Here is a 14932-nt window from a genome sequence, read left to right as displayed (position 1 = left end):
CCCGCATGAGCGACATTCTTGCAGACAGCTTAGACGGCGTAGAACGCCGATCGCTGGCTGACTTCACCGAAAATGCCTACCTCAATTACTCCATGTACGTGATCATGGACCGTGCCTTGCCGCACATCGGCGACGGTTTGAAGCCGGTTCAGCGGCGGATCATCTATGCCATGAGTGAGCTGGGGCTGGATGCGGATTCCAAGCACAAGAAATCGGCGCGTACCGTCGGTGACGTGCTCGGTAAGTTCCACCCCCACGGCGATTCGGCCTGCTACGAAGCCATGGTGCTGATGGCCCAGCCGTTCAGCTATCGCTACACGCTGGTGGACGGCCAGGGTAACTGGGGTGCGCCGGACGATCCCAAGTCCTTCGCGGCCATGCGTTACACCGAGGCGCGGCTGTCGCGCTATTCCGAAGTGCTGCTCAGCGAATTGGGCCAGGGCACGGCGGATTGGGGGCCGAACTTCGACGGTACCCTCGATGAACCCCTGGTTCTGCCAGCACGTTTGCCGAATATCCTCCTCAATGGCACCACCGGCATCGCCGTGGGCATGGCCACCGACGTGCCGCCCCACAACCTGCGGGAAGTGGCCACGGCGTGCGTGCGTCTGCTGGACGAGCCGAAAGCCACGGTGGAACAGCTCTGCGAACACATCCAGGGGCCGGACTATCCGACCGAAGCCGAAATCATCACCCCGCGCGCCGACCTGCTGAAAATCTACGAGACCGGTCGCGGTTCGGTGCGCATGCGCGCCGTGTATCACATCGAAGACGGTGACATCATTGTCACGGCATTGCCGCATCAAGTCTCCGGGGCCAAGGTCCTGGAGCAAATTGCGGCGATGATGCAGGCAAAACCATCGAAAGCGCCGCAAGTGGCGGATCTGCGCGACGAGTCTGACCATGAAAACCCCTGCCGCATCGTGATCATTCCGGTCAACAGCCGGGTCGACCACGACGCGCTGATGCAGCACCTGTTCGCCAGCACCGACCTGGAGTCCAGCTACCGGGTCAACATCAATATCATCGGCCTGGACGGCAAGCCGCAGTTGAAAAACCTGCGGGCATTGCTGGTGGAGTGGCTGGAGTTCCGGGTCAAGACCGTGCGTCGGCGCCTGCAATTCCGCCTGGACAAGGTCGAGCGCCGCCTGCACCTGTTGGATGGTTTGCTGATTGCCTACCTCAACCTGGATGAAGTGATCCACATCATCCGCACCGAGGAGCACCCCAAGGCCAGCCTGATCGCCCGCTTTGACCTGAGCGAAATCCAGGCCGACTACATCCTCGACACCCGCCTGCGGCAGTTGGCGCGGTTGGAAGAGATGAAGCTGCGCGCCGAGCAGGATGAACTGCTCAAGGAACAGGCCAAGCTGCAGGCCCTGCTGGGCAGCGAAGCCAAGCTCAAAAAGCTGGTACGCACCGAGCTGCTCAAGGACGCCGAAACCTATGGCGACGACCGTCGCTCGCCCATCGTCGAGCGCGCCGAAGCCAAAGCGCTGACTGAGCATGATCTGTTGCCGAACGAGAAAGTCACTGTCGTGCTGTCGGAGAAAGGCTGGGTGCGCTCGGCCAAGGGTCATGATATTGACGCGACGGGGCTTTCCTACAAGGCCGGGGACGGCTTCAAGGCCTTGGCGGCCGGGCGTTCCAACCAGTTTGCAGTGTTCGTCGACTCCACTGGGCGTAGTTATTCCGTGCCGGCGCATACCTTGCCATCGGCTCGCGGCCAGGGCGAACCGCTGACCGGTCGTTTAACACCACCACCGGGTGCAACTTTTGAATGCGTGCTGATGCCTGATGATAATGGACTGTACGTCATTGCATCGGACGCGGGTTACGGGTTCGTGGTCAAGGGTGAGGACCTGCAAGCCAAGAACAAGGCGGGCAAGGCGCTGTTGAGCCTGCCGAACAACGCCAAGGTGATTGCGCCGCGCCCGGTTGCCGATCGAGAGAGCAACTGGCTGGCGTCGGTGACCACCGAAGGCCGGTTGCTGGTGTTCAAGATCAGCGACCTGCCACAGTTGGGTAAAGGCAAGGGTAACAAGATTATTGGTATTTCCGGCGAACGGGTCGCCAGCCGTGAGGAATATGTCACGGATATTGCAGTGTTGCCGGAAGGCGCCACGCTTGTGCTACAGGCAGGAAAGCGTACGCTTTCGTTGAAGGCGGACGATCTTGAGCATTACAAGGGTGAACGTGGTCGGCGGGGCAACAAGCTTCCGAGAGGATTTCAGCGGGTCGATGCGCTGCTCGTCGAAAACCTCAATTAGGCGTAGTAGAGGGCTCGGTCTGCGATTAAAAGCCGCAGATCGATGCTTTCGCGCTGGAGTCGGCGCGCATATTCACGGATGATAGGCCCTTTCAAGCGCCGGCGTAGCCGAGCGTTCTTCACATTGACCGAGTATTTTTTCACTGTGGTAAGCCTTGTGGCTGCCACCTGGACGGAACGATGACTGCTCTGCGCCTCCCTATTTTGTGGCTCGCCGGCCTGCTTGGCCTGGCGGGCTGCAGCATGAACCAGCCGGTGTCGCTGTACCAACTGGACAGCGGCACCCCGGCCCAGCCTGCGCAAAGCACAGGCATGGCCGTTTTGCTCGGCCCGGTTCTGATCGCTGACTACCTGCAGCGTGAAACCTTGTTGCAACGCCAACCGGATGGCAGCCTGCAAGCCGCCACTGACGGCCGTTGGGCCGGCAGCCTGTCCTCTGACATCGATCAGTTGCTGTTGCGCCAGGTCGCCGGGCACCTGGACAGCCAGCGCGTGGTGCTGGCACCGGCGACCCAGGGTTTCACCCCGGATGTGCAGGTACTGCTGTCGATTACCCGCCTGGACTCGGGTAAAGCCCAGCCAGCAGTGCTCGATGCCCAATGGCGGTTGATCGACCGCCGTGGCAAGGTGCGTGAGAACCGCATCGTTCATCTGCAAGAGCAACATGCCGGCACCACCGCGGCACAGGTCCAGGCCCAAGGCGTGCTCCTGCAGCGCCTGGCCGAACAGCTGTCGGTGTCGCTCAAACCCCTGGCGAACCAGCCGCCTGTCGCCGAAGTGCCCCGCAAGGCCGCGCCAGCCCCGGCCAAACCGGTAGGGAAGGAAAAGGACAAGATTCCCATGGCCTTGCCGATCCGTACGGACATGGAAGTGTTCAGGTTCTGACGGTTGGACCGGCTACACGACAAAGCCCGCGTTGATGCGGGCTTTGTTGTTTCTGCCGGTTGGATTGTCGGTGCCTATCCTGGCCTCTTCGCGGGCAAGCCCGCTCCCACAGGAGATATTCATGGTCTACAGAATCTGAGTTCACTGAAGATTGAATGTGGGAGCGGGCTTGCCCGCGAAGAGGCCAGGACAGGCAACAAAAAAACCCGCAGATAATCACTCATCTGCGGGCTTTTGTTCGCTTCAACTACTGGATATCAGGTCTGGCGCTCATGCATCCGCGCCAGTTGCCGCTCCAGCATCGATGGATAAGGCTCCATCAAGCGCTCCACGCAACACGCGCCTTCGGGGCTGGCGATGGGGCGGATGCGCGCGCGCTGGCGGATCAGAGCGTCGTCGTTGATCTTGCGCTCCACCAGCAGCAGGTTACGGCTGTGTTGCGACAGCGCCAGGGCGTCCTGGGCGGTTTCGGTCAGCAACAGGTCGATCTGGCTCAAGCCGAACAAGCCATCGCCCAAGGTCAGGCCCAATTGCAGTTGCAGGGTGATGCCGCTGTCGGCGACTTCGATTTGCAACTGGTGACCCAAGGCGCGCAGTAACTCACCGCAGCAAATGGCATTGGTCAGGTAGTCGTCGCCGCTGTCTTCGGTGTGGAACAGCATCAACGTGCTGCCGTCGTTCAAGGTGTGCAATTCGCCCTGATACAGCGATGCGGCCTGGTCGAGGCAGTCGCGGTAGCGCTCGAGCAACTCCTTCAGGCGCGCCTGGGGCAGGCGGCGCAGCTGATCCTGGGCGCCCAGTTGCACGGCCAGTACGGCGCTGTGCTGGGGCAGGTTCGAGGCCGCAGGCTTGGCGACCGGCCGGGGTGCCCCATCGACCGACTCGTCACGCAGGTCGGCGAAGGCGTCGTCGTCTTCCTCATCCTCTACTGCGCGCACCACGTGGCGTGGGGCCGGCTTGGAGGCCGGCATCGGCTGGCTTTCGTCGAAGCCCGGGTCGCGCAGGTTACGCACTTCGAAGCCTGGCTCGGCATCGTCGTCGTCCGTGTAGTCGAGGTCTTCAGGTTCCGGCTGGGGCTCGGGTTCCGGCGCGAAGCTGGCGTGCAGTTGCCGGGCCAGGTCGCCGATCTCGTCCTGGCGCTGGGTGGCCGGCGTGTGTTCGTCGATGTCCCGCAGCCAGACGCGCAATTGCAACAGCGGCGTGGAGATGTGCCGCCCCAGGCGCAGACTCAAGGCCAGTGCCAGGGCCAGCAGGATCGCGCTGAGGATGCCCATGCTTTGCAGGCTGATGGTCATCGGTTGCTGGAACTGGTCCATGTCCAGGCTGATGCGCAGTTGCCCGGCGGTCACGTCCTGGAAGGTGATCTTGCTCTGGTACATGCCGCCGGATTCGCCCAGCAGGCCAGGCTTGGGCCGCTGCCCGGCCTCGGCGAGGATGCGGTTGTCCACGCTGTAGATGGCGGCGTGGGCCACCAACTTGTTCTTGGTCAGGTTGTTGAGCAGCACGTTGAGGCTGAGGATGTCGTTGGACACCAGCAGCTCCGTGGCGGACGTGGCGGTCTGGGTGGTCAGGCTTTCACCCAGGGCATCGGCCTGCTCATGCATGGCTTGCTTGAACTGCAGGCCCATTACGCAGGCATAGATGACCAGGGCCAGTGCGACCAGGATCACGTTATGGCTGGCAATGCGCAATGCAATCGGCACGCGACGGTGGCGCAGTGCACGGAAGATCAGCAGGAAGAAGTTGTCGGTTTTGACTGGCGTGGGCCGGTTCACTGAGCTCGGCTCTTTGTCCGTGAAATTGACGCGCAGTATAGCGACAGGCCCATGACCGGCAAAGCACTGGCGGTGCCCGATGGTCACTGAATGTGGGTAGAATGCGGTTTTTTTCCACCTGCGGGGGTGCGCCTTGCGCGAAATCGTCCTGATAAACATCACTGGCAGCGACCGTCCGGGTCTGACTGCGGCCATTACCGGCGTTCTGGCCCAGGGTGGTGTGAACATTCTCGACATCGGTCAGGCGGTGATCCACGACACGCTGTCGTTCGGCATCCTGGTTGAAATCCCGGACGCCGAACAAAGCAAGTCCGTGCTCAAGGACATCCTGTTCACCGCCTACAAGCTCGACCAGCAGGTACGCTTCACCCCCGTGTCGGAGGACGATTATCAACATTGGGTGGCCGGCCAGGGCAAGAAGCGCCATATCGTGACCCTGTTGACCCGCAAGGTCACTGCCGAGCAGTTGCAGCGCGTCAGCTCGATCACCGCCCAGTATGGCCTGAACATCGACCACATCGACCGCCTGTCCGGGCGCATGCCGCTGGACACCCCTGCCGACAAGGGCAAGGGCTGTATCGAGTTTTCGGTACGCGGCGAGCCGGCCGATCCCCAGGCGTTGCGTGCCGAGTTCCTCAGCGTGGCCCAGGAACTGAACGTCGACATCGCTTTTCAGGAAGATTCGCTGTTCCGCCGCAACCGCCGCCTGGCGGTGTTTGACATGGACTCGACGCTGATCGAGGCCGAAGTCATCGACGAACTGGCCAAGGCGGCCGGCGTGGGCGACAAGGTCTCGGCCATCACGGAGCGAGCCATGGCCGGCGAGCTGGATTTCCGTGCCAGCTTCAAGGAGCGCCTGGCCCTGCTTAAAGGTCTGGACGTCAGCGTACTGGATTCCATTGGCGCTTCCCTGCGCCTGACCGAAGGCGCCGAAACCCTGTTCGCCGAACTCAAGCGCCTGGGTTACAAGACCGCCATCCTGTCCGGCGGCTTTACCTACTTCGCCAAGCAGTTGCAGGCCAAGCTCGGTATCGACTACGTATTCGCCAACGAGCTGGAAGTGGTGGACGGCACGGTGACCGGCGTGGCCGTCGAGCCGATCGTCGATGCCCAGCGAAAGGCGGACCTGTTGCGTGAACTGGCTGAAAAAGAAGGGCTGCGCCTGGAGCAGACCATCGCCGTGGGCGACGGCGCCAACGACCTGCCGATGCTGGCGATCGCAGGCCTGGGCGTGGCGTTCCGCGCCAAGCCGCTGGTCAAGCAGTCGGCCAGGCAAGCGATTTCCACCCTGGGGCTGGATGGGGTGTTGTACCTGCTGGGCTTCAGGGATCGTGACGGGCAGCTCTGATTCGAGTCTGTCGCAATCTTTTGGAGGCATTCATCTGTGGCGAGGGGATAAATCCCCTCGCCACAACGGGTTGTGTGCGGTTCAAAGCGATTTCCACAACGAATCAAAATTCCCTTCCTGGTCGCCGCTCTCTTCGGTGGCTCCCGAGTCTTCCGGGTGATAGGAAAACTGGTTGAAGCTGTGGGTGCTGGTCACCCGACGGTCCAGGCCGGCGCGGCGTTCCTGGCCGTTGGTATTGATCAACACCCGCTGGCCTTCCTGGAAGGGCAGGCGTGGGGCGATCATGGTCGGGGGCAGGTCAATGGCGCTGATCTCTGGCAGCAACAGCCCGCGCAGATAGTGACCGTGCTCGTTTTCCCGGACCAGTTGCAGCCCGCAAGGCTGGGCATGGGGGGCGACCAGTTCGATGCCCATTTGCATGGCGCCGTTGCGCACTTGGCGGATCCAGCGCACCACGGCGACGCTCCAGGCTTGGTCGCTGCTGTCGCGGATGCCGATCATTTCCCCGGCTTGCAGTTGTTCCGGCACCTCCTTGGGCCAACCGAGGCAATAGCCGCCAGGGCTGTGGTTGATGATCGGCAGGTCGTAGGTGGGGAAGTGATGCTGGTTGTCGGAGCTGGTGCCATCGTCATCGGCCGGGTTGACCGGGTACTCGATTTCTTCATAGGGCAGCAGGTCGCTGTCGCCGGCGGGGGCGGCGTCGAACGCTTGCTTCCAGGTGTCGTTTGTCTTGCTCGGCGAGGCTTCGAAGCGGGCCTTGCGGGTGGCGGGGCTTTTCAGAATTTCATTGAAAGAGCGCTCGCCGCCAAGGTAGTAGTGCAGCGCACTCATGCCCACGCACAGGGTCAGCGTGCCGTTGCCCTCGGTGCGCTGGAAGCTGCGTTCAGCCGCTTCGCCCCAGGCTGCTTGCAGGTGATGCAAAGTGTCGGCGCTCATGCCACCAGGGACTGGCAACGTATTATCGGCAGGCTGTTCCAGGTGAGTGGCGATAGCACGCACCAGCGGCTGGGGATCGAAGCCCTGCAAGGTTGGCTGCTGTTCGGCCCGGAACTTGGAACGGTAGCGTGGCCCGACATCCAGCTCTGGAGCGACTGCGAACAGGCTGCTGGCAGCGGTGGCAGGGTCCAGCTTGACCCACTGGCTCCAGGATTCGAGCACTTCGGTCAGTCGCCCGATCTGGCTCTGGCGCAATTGATTGCTGCGTGACGCGCCCAGCAGCAGCGCGACGACATAGGTTTGCTCGGCGTTCAATTGATGAACCTGGCTGGCCAGCTCGTCACTCACGCTCAGGTGTTGCAAGCGGTGCAGGCAGGCGATCCGGTACAACTGATGCAAATCGAGCCACAGCCCCTCGGGCACTGGGCTGTACAGCTGGCTGGCACGCAACAGCGGGCCGTTGAGGGCATGCATCGCCCGTTGCAGCGCGGTGCTCAGCAGGCGGGCCCGGTCCTTGGTGTATTTCGACGCGATACGCGCCACGATCTGTTTGTAGCCCATCGCCAGTTGAGTTTGCAGGGCCTGGCACAGGTTGACGATCTTGCGCGAGCGATCATCCAGCACGATGGCCTGTTGCAGGAAGTGCCGCTCCAGGTGCTTGCAGACGTAATACACCTCGGGCCGTAGCAGTTCGAGCAGCTGCAGGCGATTGTCGCTGGGTGTGAGCAGTTGGTTGAGCTCACCAAGGGCCTGGTACAACAGGCGGGCCGTTTCGCCGATGTTGGCCTTGGGCAGGTTGGCGATCCAGCGCTTGAGGTCCCGTGGCGTAGCATCGCAGAACGACAGGCGTGATTGTGTCGGGGTCAGGACGCGCAATAACTGGAGAGGGCTGGTCTCATTCATGCCGTGTACGGGCTCCGGCGGGAAATAAACGTAATGTTTCCAACTCTAGCAGTTGTAGCCGAAGGAGGTGCGCTATCTATGCTGGGTACCCTGTGGGAGCGAGCTTGCTCGCGATGACGCCAGGACAGTCGCCATCGAGGTGACTGTTACATCGCCATCGCGAGCAAGCTCGCTCCCACATGTGATCTTTTACTCAGCCTTTGGCAGCGCCAAGCCCTGGCCCATCTGCACTGGTGAGCCGGCCACCAGGTCTTCGGCCCATTTCACCTGGCCTGGACCGAACAGCACGATGGCGGTCGAGCCCAGCTTGAAGCGTCCCAGCTCGGCGCCTTTTTCCAGATGGATCGGCGCACGGGCGGCTTCGTCATAGCGGAAGGTTTTCAGCTCACGCTTGGGTGGCGTCACCAGCCCGGCCCAGACGGTCTCGATGGAGGCCACGATCATCGCGCCCACCAGCACCACGGCCATCGGCCCGCGCTCGGTGTCGAAAATGCACGCCACGCGTTCGTTGCGGGCGAACAGCTCCGGAACGTTTTCGGCGGTGGTCTGGTTGACCGAGAAAATCCGCCCGGGAATATAGACCATCTCCCGCAGGGTGCCGGCCAATGGCATGTGCACGCGGTGGTAGTCCTTGGGGGACAGGTAGATGGTGGCGAAATCGCCGCCCATGAACGGCGCTGCGTTGGCCGCGTCACCGCCCAGCAGCTCCAGCACGCTGAAGCTGTGGCCCTTGGCCTGGAACACTCGGCCGTGCTCGATCGGGCCGAGTTGGCTGACCGCGCCGTCGGCGGGGCTGAGGATAGCCCCCGGGGTTTCGTCCAGCGGCCGCGCGCCGTCTTTCAGGGCGCGGGTGAAGAAGGCGTTGAAGTGCTCATACGCGGTCAGGTCTTCCACCAGGGCCTGGGACATGTCCACTTGATAACGCTTGGCGAACCACGCGGTGAAGGCATTCTTGAACCAACGCACGCGGCATTCGGCAATGCAACCGGCCAACCGCGACAGCAGGTGGTGGGGCAGCAGGTATTGAGTGAGGATGAACAAACGGTTTTTCATTAACTGTCCTTAAGAACCTTCAAAGCTCGATGGGCGTGTCGGGATGGTTGCCCCATTCGCCCCAGGAACCGGCATAGCCTTTGACTCGTGGATAACCGAGCGCCTTGGCCACCAGATAGGTGAAGCCAGAGCGGTGGTGAGTCTGGCAGTGGGTGATGATTTCTTTGTCGGGCGTGATGCCCAATTGTTCAAGGATTTGCGGCATATCCTTGCGGATGCGCAGGTTGCGCGCCGGGTCCATGCCGGCCGTCCATTCGAAATTGACCGCGCCGGGAATGTGCCCGCCCCGGGCTGCGACGACTTTCTCGCCGTTGTATTCCAGCGGGCCACGCGCATCCCAGATGGCCAGGTCGGCGGCGCCGAGACGGCTTTGCAGGTATTCGCGGGTGGCGGTGGGGGCTTCGTGCAGCGTCAGGCTGACCGGGCCCGCGACGGGGGCAGGGACGTCGATGGCCACAGGCAGGCTTTCGCCCAGCCACGACAGCAGGCCGCCGTCGAGGTAGTGGTAGTTCGAGTGGCCGATCACGTCCAGCAGCCAGATAAAACGCCCGGCCCAGCCGCCGCCTTCATCGTCATAGACCACATAGACCGCATCCGGATGGTGCCCGAGTTCGCCGAACAGGGCTTCCAGGTCGGCCTTGGCCGGCAGCAGGCCCGGCGCTGGCGGTTGGCCAAGCTGGGTGCGTTTGGGGTCGACGAAACGTGCGCCGGGGATATGCCCGGTGCTGTAGCGCGCGGCGCTGGTCAGGTCCACCAGAATCAGTTCGCGGGCGTCGAGGCGCGGCAGCAGTTCGCTCGGCTCGATCACCAGCGGCAAGCCAGAGAAGTCAGGCATGTGAGGTCTCCAGGGGCGCAAAGGGAAAGGATTGTAGCAAGTTCAGCGACCGCGGTTGGTAAAGGTGTGCAGGGCCCTTTCGATGCATTGCACGGTTTTGCCGAAGGCCTGCACGGTGATGTCCGAGAATGGCCCGCCGCCCTGGTCCACCGCCACCAGCATGATCACCCGGCCATTGCAGGTCAGTGAGCGCAACAGCAGGTGCTCACCCCGGAACAGGCTGCGCAGGCCCGGCGGCAGTAGTGCCGAAAACTGCGGGTTGTTGTCCGGGTTCAGGCGAACCTGGGCCTGCTGGGCCAGCAACCGTTGCAATATTTTGCTCTGGCTGATGGTGAAACTCATGGCCGCGGCCTCCTTGGGCAGGCCGGCGGTCTGGTGTACGCGCACGCTGGTCTGGCTGCGGTCGGCCATCAGGATCATCACTCGGCGCATGCCACAGGCCACCAGGACGTCCCGGGCCGAGGTGGTCAGGTGCATGGCATTGCGGAAGGGGCTCGGCTCCACCAGCATGGCGGAGCATTGCTTGCGCCACTGGCTCAGGTCTTGGGCGCTGGGCGGGGCGGCGGGCAGCAAGCCGGGGTGGATTCGGCGACTGCCCGGGGGCCAGATCAACGCCACGGCTGGGTGCCAGAGGTCCGGCATGGCGTCATGATGGGCGCTGTTGGCCGCTTGTTGGTGCAGCTGTTGCTGGACCTCATCCATCGACATTTGCAGATACAAACTGGTGAGGTACTGCCAGCGTATGAGCGCGGGGCTGTCCCAGGCCTGTTGTGCGGCCAGCGCCAAGCCGTTGGCCAGCAACACGGTGTTGGCCGGCTGGTTGAGCCAGCGTCGCAGGGTCGGATCGTCGTCCAGGTGATTCTGCTGGCGCAGGGGGTGTTCGCTGTCCCGGGCGATGCGCAGGACTTTCACCAGCTCGCGGCGTTCATTGAGCAGCAGGCGGTACCCTTGCGCCACCCAGATGGGCAAGCGCCAGGTTTCCACCAGCGCCAGGCAGATTTCCAGCAGGCTGGCGCCGAACAGTTCGCGCTCCACCTTGGGCGCCGGCTCGCCTTTATGGATGACCCGCAATTCCCATTCCCCGAGCAATCGTGGATGGGTCAGGGCCAGGGGCCAGAGCGGTGACAGGAACAACAGACTGCCCCAGTGTATGTCTTGCCACAGCCGCGCCAGGCGGCTGGCAAAAAAACCATTGGCCTGTTGCGTGGCGTGCTGGCTGATCAACTGCAGCTGGCGCAAGGCGATGGGTATTTCATGCTCCGGCAACGATGGCAGGCGGGCGAGCAGTTCCTCAGTACGCTTGAGGCCGAGGCGGTTGATGGCCACTTCGAGGTTTTCCGCAGGTTCTGCAAGGCTGCCATGGGTGTGATGGTTGGCCTCGCGGATGACGCTCAGGGCCAGGGCGGGGCTGTCCTGCATCAGGTCGGCGATGTCGCGCAATGAGCGGCGGCTGTCGGCGAGGGCCTTGCAGACCAGGTCGTGGCTGGCCTGGGGCACCGGCAGATGCACGCCCTTGAGCAGCTTCACCCAACCTTCGAGAGTGGTCGGTCGGGGCGTTGGAAGCTTGGTTTCGTTAGTCATGGCTGGACGTGATCATCGTATGAATTCTCTACGCCCGGAACGGGGCAAATTGGCTTTTCGCCAGAACAGCCTATAGTCTGGCGCAGTTTTGCCGATAAGTAGAAGAAGAGATTTTTCAGCTTCCGAATATGACCTTGAACCCGACTTAAATAAGTACTTTCTATCTATGGCTAAAATTATCGGCATCATTGTCGTGTTCGCGAGCGTGCTCGGCGGATACGTGCTCTCCCATGGCAAGATTGCCGCCCTGATCCAGCCCTTCGAGGTATTGATCATCGGTGGCGCGGCCCTCGGTGCGTTTCTGCAGGCCAACCCTGGCTATATGACGATGCACGTGCTCAAGAAATCCCTGGGCATGTTCAGTTCGCGCTTTAGCCACACCTTCTACCTCGAGGTGCTGGGGCTGATCTACGAGATCCTCAACAAGAGCCGCCGCGAAGGCATGATGGCGATCGAAGGCGATATTGAAGACGCCGCCGCCAGCCCGATTTTCGCCAAGTACCCGGCTGTGCTCAAGGACGCCCGCATGACGGCGTTCATCTGTGATTACCTGCGCATCATGTCGTCCGGCAATATGGCGCCCCACGAGCTCGAAGGCCTGTTCGACATGGAGCTGTACAGCCTCAAGGAAGACCTGGAGCACCCCTCCCACGCGGTCAACGGCATCGCCGACGGCATGCCTGGCTTCGGTATCGTCGCGGCGGTATTGGGCATCGTGGTGACCATGGCGTCCCTGGGCGATGGCGACCAGAAATCCATCGGCCTGCACGTGGGTGCCGCACTGGTGGGTACCTTCTTCGGTATTTTGGCCGCGTACGGTTTCTTCGGTCCGCTGGCCCATTCCCTGGCCCATGATGCCAAGGAAGAGCTCAACGTCTACGAGGCCATCAAGGCGTCCCTGGTGGCCTCGGCCTCGGGCATGCCGCCATCGTTGGCGGTGGAGTTCGGTCGCAAGGTCCTGTACCCGGCGCACCGTCCAAGCTTCGCCGAGCTGGAACAAGCGGTTCGCGGTCGCTAAGTCATGGAAAATAACCAGCCGATCATCGTCAAGCGCGTCAAGCGCATCGCCGGCGGCCACCATGGCGGTGCTTGGAAAATCGCCTTCGCCGACTTCGCAACGGCGATGATGGCGTTCTTCCTGGTGCTGTGGTTGCTGTCCACGGCGACCCCGGAACAGAAGATCGCCATCGCCGGTTACTTCAAGGACCCGGTCGGCTTTTCCGAAAGTGGCACGCCCTACATCATCGACCTGGGCGGCTCACCGACCCTGGCCCCGGAAAACACACTCAACCCCGAGGTCAAGTCCCAGCCCCAGCCTGACAAGGTGACGGTGGATTCCGAGCAGGTCGAAGGCATGGCCGAACAGGTCGAGCGCGAGCGCCTGGAACTGCTGCTGCAGGAATTGCAGAACAAGGTCGAAGAGAACCCGCAACTGCAGAAATTCAAGGACCAGATCCTGTTCGAAATCACCCCGAACGGCTTGCGTATCCAGATCATGGACGCCGAGAACCGGCCGATGTTCGATTCCGGCAGTGCGCGCCTGAAGCCGTATTTCGAAGACATCCTGCTGGCCATGGCCGACACCATCAAGGCGGTGCCGAACAAGATCAGCATCAGTGGTCATACCGATGCCAAACCCTACATCGGCAAGGGTGACTACGGTAACTGGGAGCTGTCCGCCAACCGCGCCAACGCGGCCCGTCGCGCCCTGGTGGCCGGCAGTTATCCGGACGAGCAGGTGGCGCGGGTAGTCGGTTATGCGTCTTCGGCGCTGTTCGACCGCAAGGACCCGTTCAACCCGGTCAACCGGCGTATCGATATCGTGGTGTTGACCAAGAAGGCGCAGAAAGCCATCGAGGGTTCACAAACCGACGATCCGGCACCCGATCCGGTCCCGGGCGAGGGGGCGCCAGGTGAAGCGCCTGCTCCGTCCGCCACACCAGATGCGGCGGTCGATCCGAACGCGTTGCCGGCAGACCAGCAACCCGTGCCGGCCCATGAACTGCGCGAGCGGCTGAATCTGTTCGACGACGCCGCGCCCAAGCCTCCCGGAGCGCCGGCGCAGTGACCTGAAGGTTTGTCGATGGACCTGTGGCGAGGGAGCTTGCTCCCGCTCGACTGCGAAGCAGTCGTAAACCGGCGGGTGCAGTGTGTCTGATGCTCCGCATTTGGCAGGTTTTGGGGCCGCTTCGCAGCCCAGCGGGAGCAAGCTCCCTCGCCACGATGGTGTCCGGCGTCCCTTCCTTTCAGCTCAGTAACTGCTTTCCGGCAGGCTGGCGATGATCGAGCGGTAGCTGTTCATCCGTTGCTGATGCACGCGACCTTCTTCCAGGGCCTTGAGCAGGGCGCAACCGGGTTCGCGGTCGTGCTTGCAGTCGCGGAAGCGGCAGGTGCCGATCAACTCGTTGAACTCGATGAACCCGGCTTCGACATCGGCCCGGCTGACGTGTCCCAGGCCGAATTCGCGGATACCCGGCGAGTCGATCAATTCACCGCCGCCAGGGAAGTGGAACAGCCGCGCGGTGGTGGTGGTGTGGGTGCCCTGGCCGGACAGCTCGGACAACGGCCCGACGCGCGTCTCGACTTCTGGCAGCAGGCTGTTGACCAGCGAAGACTTGCCCACGCCAGACTGGCCGACGAACACACTGATGCGCCCGTCCAGTTGCTGTTGCAATTGCTCCATGCCGTTGCCGTGATGGGCCGAGACTTCCAGCACCGGGTAACCCAAATCCCGATAGACCGACAGCAGGGCGTTCAGCGCCGGGGCGTTGTGTTCGTCGATCAGGTCGAACTTGTTGAGTAGCAACAACGGACGGATACCCGCGTGTTCGGCGGCCACCAGGTAACGGTCGATCAGGTTGGCGTGGGGCTCGGGCAACGGGGCGAACACGATGACGATCATGTCGACGTTGGCGGCCACGGGCTTGAGCTGGCCGCGGCTGTCCGGCCGGCACAGCTCGGTGTGGCGCGGCAACTGCGCGACGATCACACCGATGCCTTGGTTGCCGGCCCGCCAGACCACCTGGTCGCCTGTCACCAGCGCCGGCAGGTTGGCGCGCAAGTGGCAGCGGAACACCTGGCCGGCCAGTTCGCCTTCCTGGGCCTCGACCTCGACCTGCACGCCGAAGTGGGCGATCACCAGGCCGGTCTGTTCAGGGCCCAGGTCGCCACCCTCCAGGGCTTCGACAGCGCTGGATTCGCGTTTGGCGGCGCGGGCGGCGCGCTCGCCCTGGATCTTTTCGATGCGCCAGTTCTGACGACGATTGAGTTGGCGTTTGGCCATGGGTGTTCCGTATGAAGAAATGCAGCGAATAGGGTAAAACGGCGGCGAGTTTAGCACGCCCAAG

The 14932-nt window shown here is 62.6% G+C and carries 11 protein-coding genes; 5 read left to right on the top strand and 6 right to left on the bottom strand.

Features of this window, described 5'->3' with window-relative positions:
* Positions 1-5 precede the first annotated feature (5 nt).
* Entirely contained in the window at positions 6-2270 is a 2265-nt protein-coding gene (parC, locus tag BT125_RS11905; RefSeq protein WP_072407118.1) for a DNA topoisomerase IV subunit A, read from the top strand.
* A gap of 179 nt (positions 2271-2449) precedes the next feature.
* Positions 2450-3154, top strand: coding sequence for a PqiC family protein (locus BT125_RS11900; RefSeq protein ID WP_072407117.1), 705 nt, complete (start codon positions 2450-2452; stop codon positions 3152-3154).
* A gap of 257 nt (positions 3155-3411) precedes the next feature.
* Here the strand turns inward: BT125_RS11900 and BT125_RS11895 are convergent, their stop codons facing one another.
* On the bottom strand, positions 3412-4929 hold the full coding sequence (locus BT125_RS11895) for an AhpA/YtjB family protein (protein WP_072407115.1): 1518 nt from the start codon (positions 4927-4929) through the stop codon (positions 3412-3414).
* A gap of 133 nt (positions 4930-5062) precedes the next feature.
* Between BT125_RS11895 and serB the strand changes: the two genes are divergently transcribed.
* Positions 5063-6277 (top strand): phosphoserine phosphatase SerB, encoded by a 1215-nt coding sequence (gene serB / locus BT125_RS11890; RefSeq protein WP_072407114.1) that lies wholly within the window; start codon positions 5063-5065, stop codon positions 6275-6277.
* An 81-nt stretch (positions 6278-6358) separates the two neighbouring features.
* On the opposite strand, the gene BT125_RS11885 is transcribed toward serB, so the two are convergent.
* The 4 genes from BT125_RS11885 to BT125_RS11870 all read right to left on the bottom strand — a co-directional run bounded on the left by BT125_RS11885 (position 6359) and on the right by BT125_RS11870 (position 11585).
* Positions 6359-8116 (bottom strand): molecular chaperone, encoded by a 1758-nt coding sequence (locus BT125_RS11885; protein ID WP_072407112.1) that lies wholly within the window; start codon positions 8114-8116, stop codon positions 6359-6361.
* A 189-nt stretch (positions 8117-8305) separates the two neighbouring features.
* Entirely contained in the window at positions 8306-9169 is an 864-nt protein-coding gene (asd, locus tag BT125_RS11880) for an archaetidylserine decarboxylase (protein WP_072407110.1), read from the bottom strand.
* Positions 9170-9188: 19 nt separating this feature from the next.
* On the bottom strand, positions 9189-10004 hold the full coding sequence (locus BT125_RS11875) for a rhodanese-like domain-containing protein (protein WP_072407108.1): 816 nt from the start codon (positions 10002-10004) through the stop codon (positions 9189-9191).
* 42 nt (positions 10005-10046) lie between these two features.
* Positions 10047-11585 carry an HDOD domain-containing protein gene (locus tag BT125_RS11870; RefSeq protein WP_072407106.1) on the bottom strand — a complete coding sequence of 513 codons (1539 nt, stop codon included), beginning with the start codon at positions 11583-11585 and terminating at the stop codon, positions 10047-10049.
* 166 nt (positions 11586-11751) lie between these two features.
* Here BT125_RS11870 and motA point away from each other — a divergent pair, with 166 nt between their 5' ends.
* Entirely contained in the window at positions 11752-12603 is an 852-nt protein-coding gene (gene motA, locus BT125_RS11865; RefSeq protein ID WP_058546517.1) for a flagellar motor stator protein MotA, read from the top strand.
* A 3-nt stretch (positions 12604-12606) separates the two neighbouring features.
* Positions 12607-13653, top strand: a complete 1047-nt coding sequence (motB, locus tag BT125_RS11860; protein WP_072407104.1) for a flagellar motor protein MotB — start codon at positions 12607-12609, stop codon at positions 13651-13653.
* Between the two features lie 183 nt (positions 13654-13836).
* Here the strand turns inward: motB and rsgA are convergent, their stop codons facing one another.
* Positions 13837-14868: a small ribosomal subunit biogenesis GTPase RsgA gene (gene rsgA, locus BT125_RS11855; RefSeq protein ID WP_072407102.1), complete on the bottom strand. Its 1032-nt coding sequence runs from the start codon at positions 14866-14868 to the stop codon at positions 13837-13839.
* Positions 14869-14932 lie beyond the last annotated feature (64 nt).

This window comes from Pseudomonas sp. NFACC04-2 (assembly GCF_900119265.1).
Classification (GTDB): Bacteria; Pseudomonadota; Gammaproteobacteria; order Pseudomonadales; family Pseudomonadaceae; genus Aquipseudomonas; species Aquipseudomonas fluorescens_AA.
Note: the sequence above shows the minus strand (reverse complement) of the source record. Positions and strands in the feature narration are given on the sequence as shown.

Bases quoted from the DNA above. Each gene is read 5' to 3' on its own strand.
- BT125_RS11885 (WP_072407112.1), bottom strand. From the start codon at position 8,116: ATGAATGAGACCAGCCCTCTCCAGTTATTGCGCGTCCTGACCCCGACA.
- BT125_RS11870 (WP_072407106.1), bottom strand. From the start codon at position 11,585: ATGACTAACGAAACCAAGCTTCCAACGCCCCGACCGACCACTCTCGAA.
- BT125_RS11900 (WP_072407117.1), top strand. From the start codon at position 2,450: ATGACTGCTCTGCGCCTCCCTATTTTGTGGCTCGCCGGCCTGCTTGGC.
- BT125_RS11875 (WP_072407108.1), bottom strand. From the start codon at position 10,004: ATGCCTGACTTCTCTGGCTTGCCGCTGGTGATCGAGCCGAGCGAACTG.
- motA (WP_058546517.1), top strand. From the start codon at position 11,752: ATGGCTAAAATTATCGGCATCATTGTCGTGTTCGCGAGCGTGCTCGGC.
- rsgA (WP_072407102.1), bottom strand. From the start codon at position 14,868: ATGGCCAAACGCCAACTCAATCGTCGTCAGAACTGGCGCATCGAAAAG.
- parC (WP_072407118.1), top strand. From the start codon at position 6: ATGAGCGACATTCTTGCAGACAGCTTAGACGGCGTAGAACGCCGATCG.
- motB (WP_072407104.1), top strand. From the start codon at position 12,607: ATGGAAAATAACCAGCCGATCATCGTCAAGCGCGTCAAGCGCATCGCC.
- asd (WP_072407110.1), bottom strand. From the start codon at position 9,169: ATGAAAAACCGTTTGTTCATCCTCACTCAATACCTGCTGCCCCACCAC.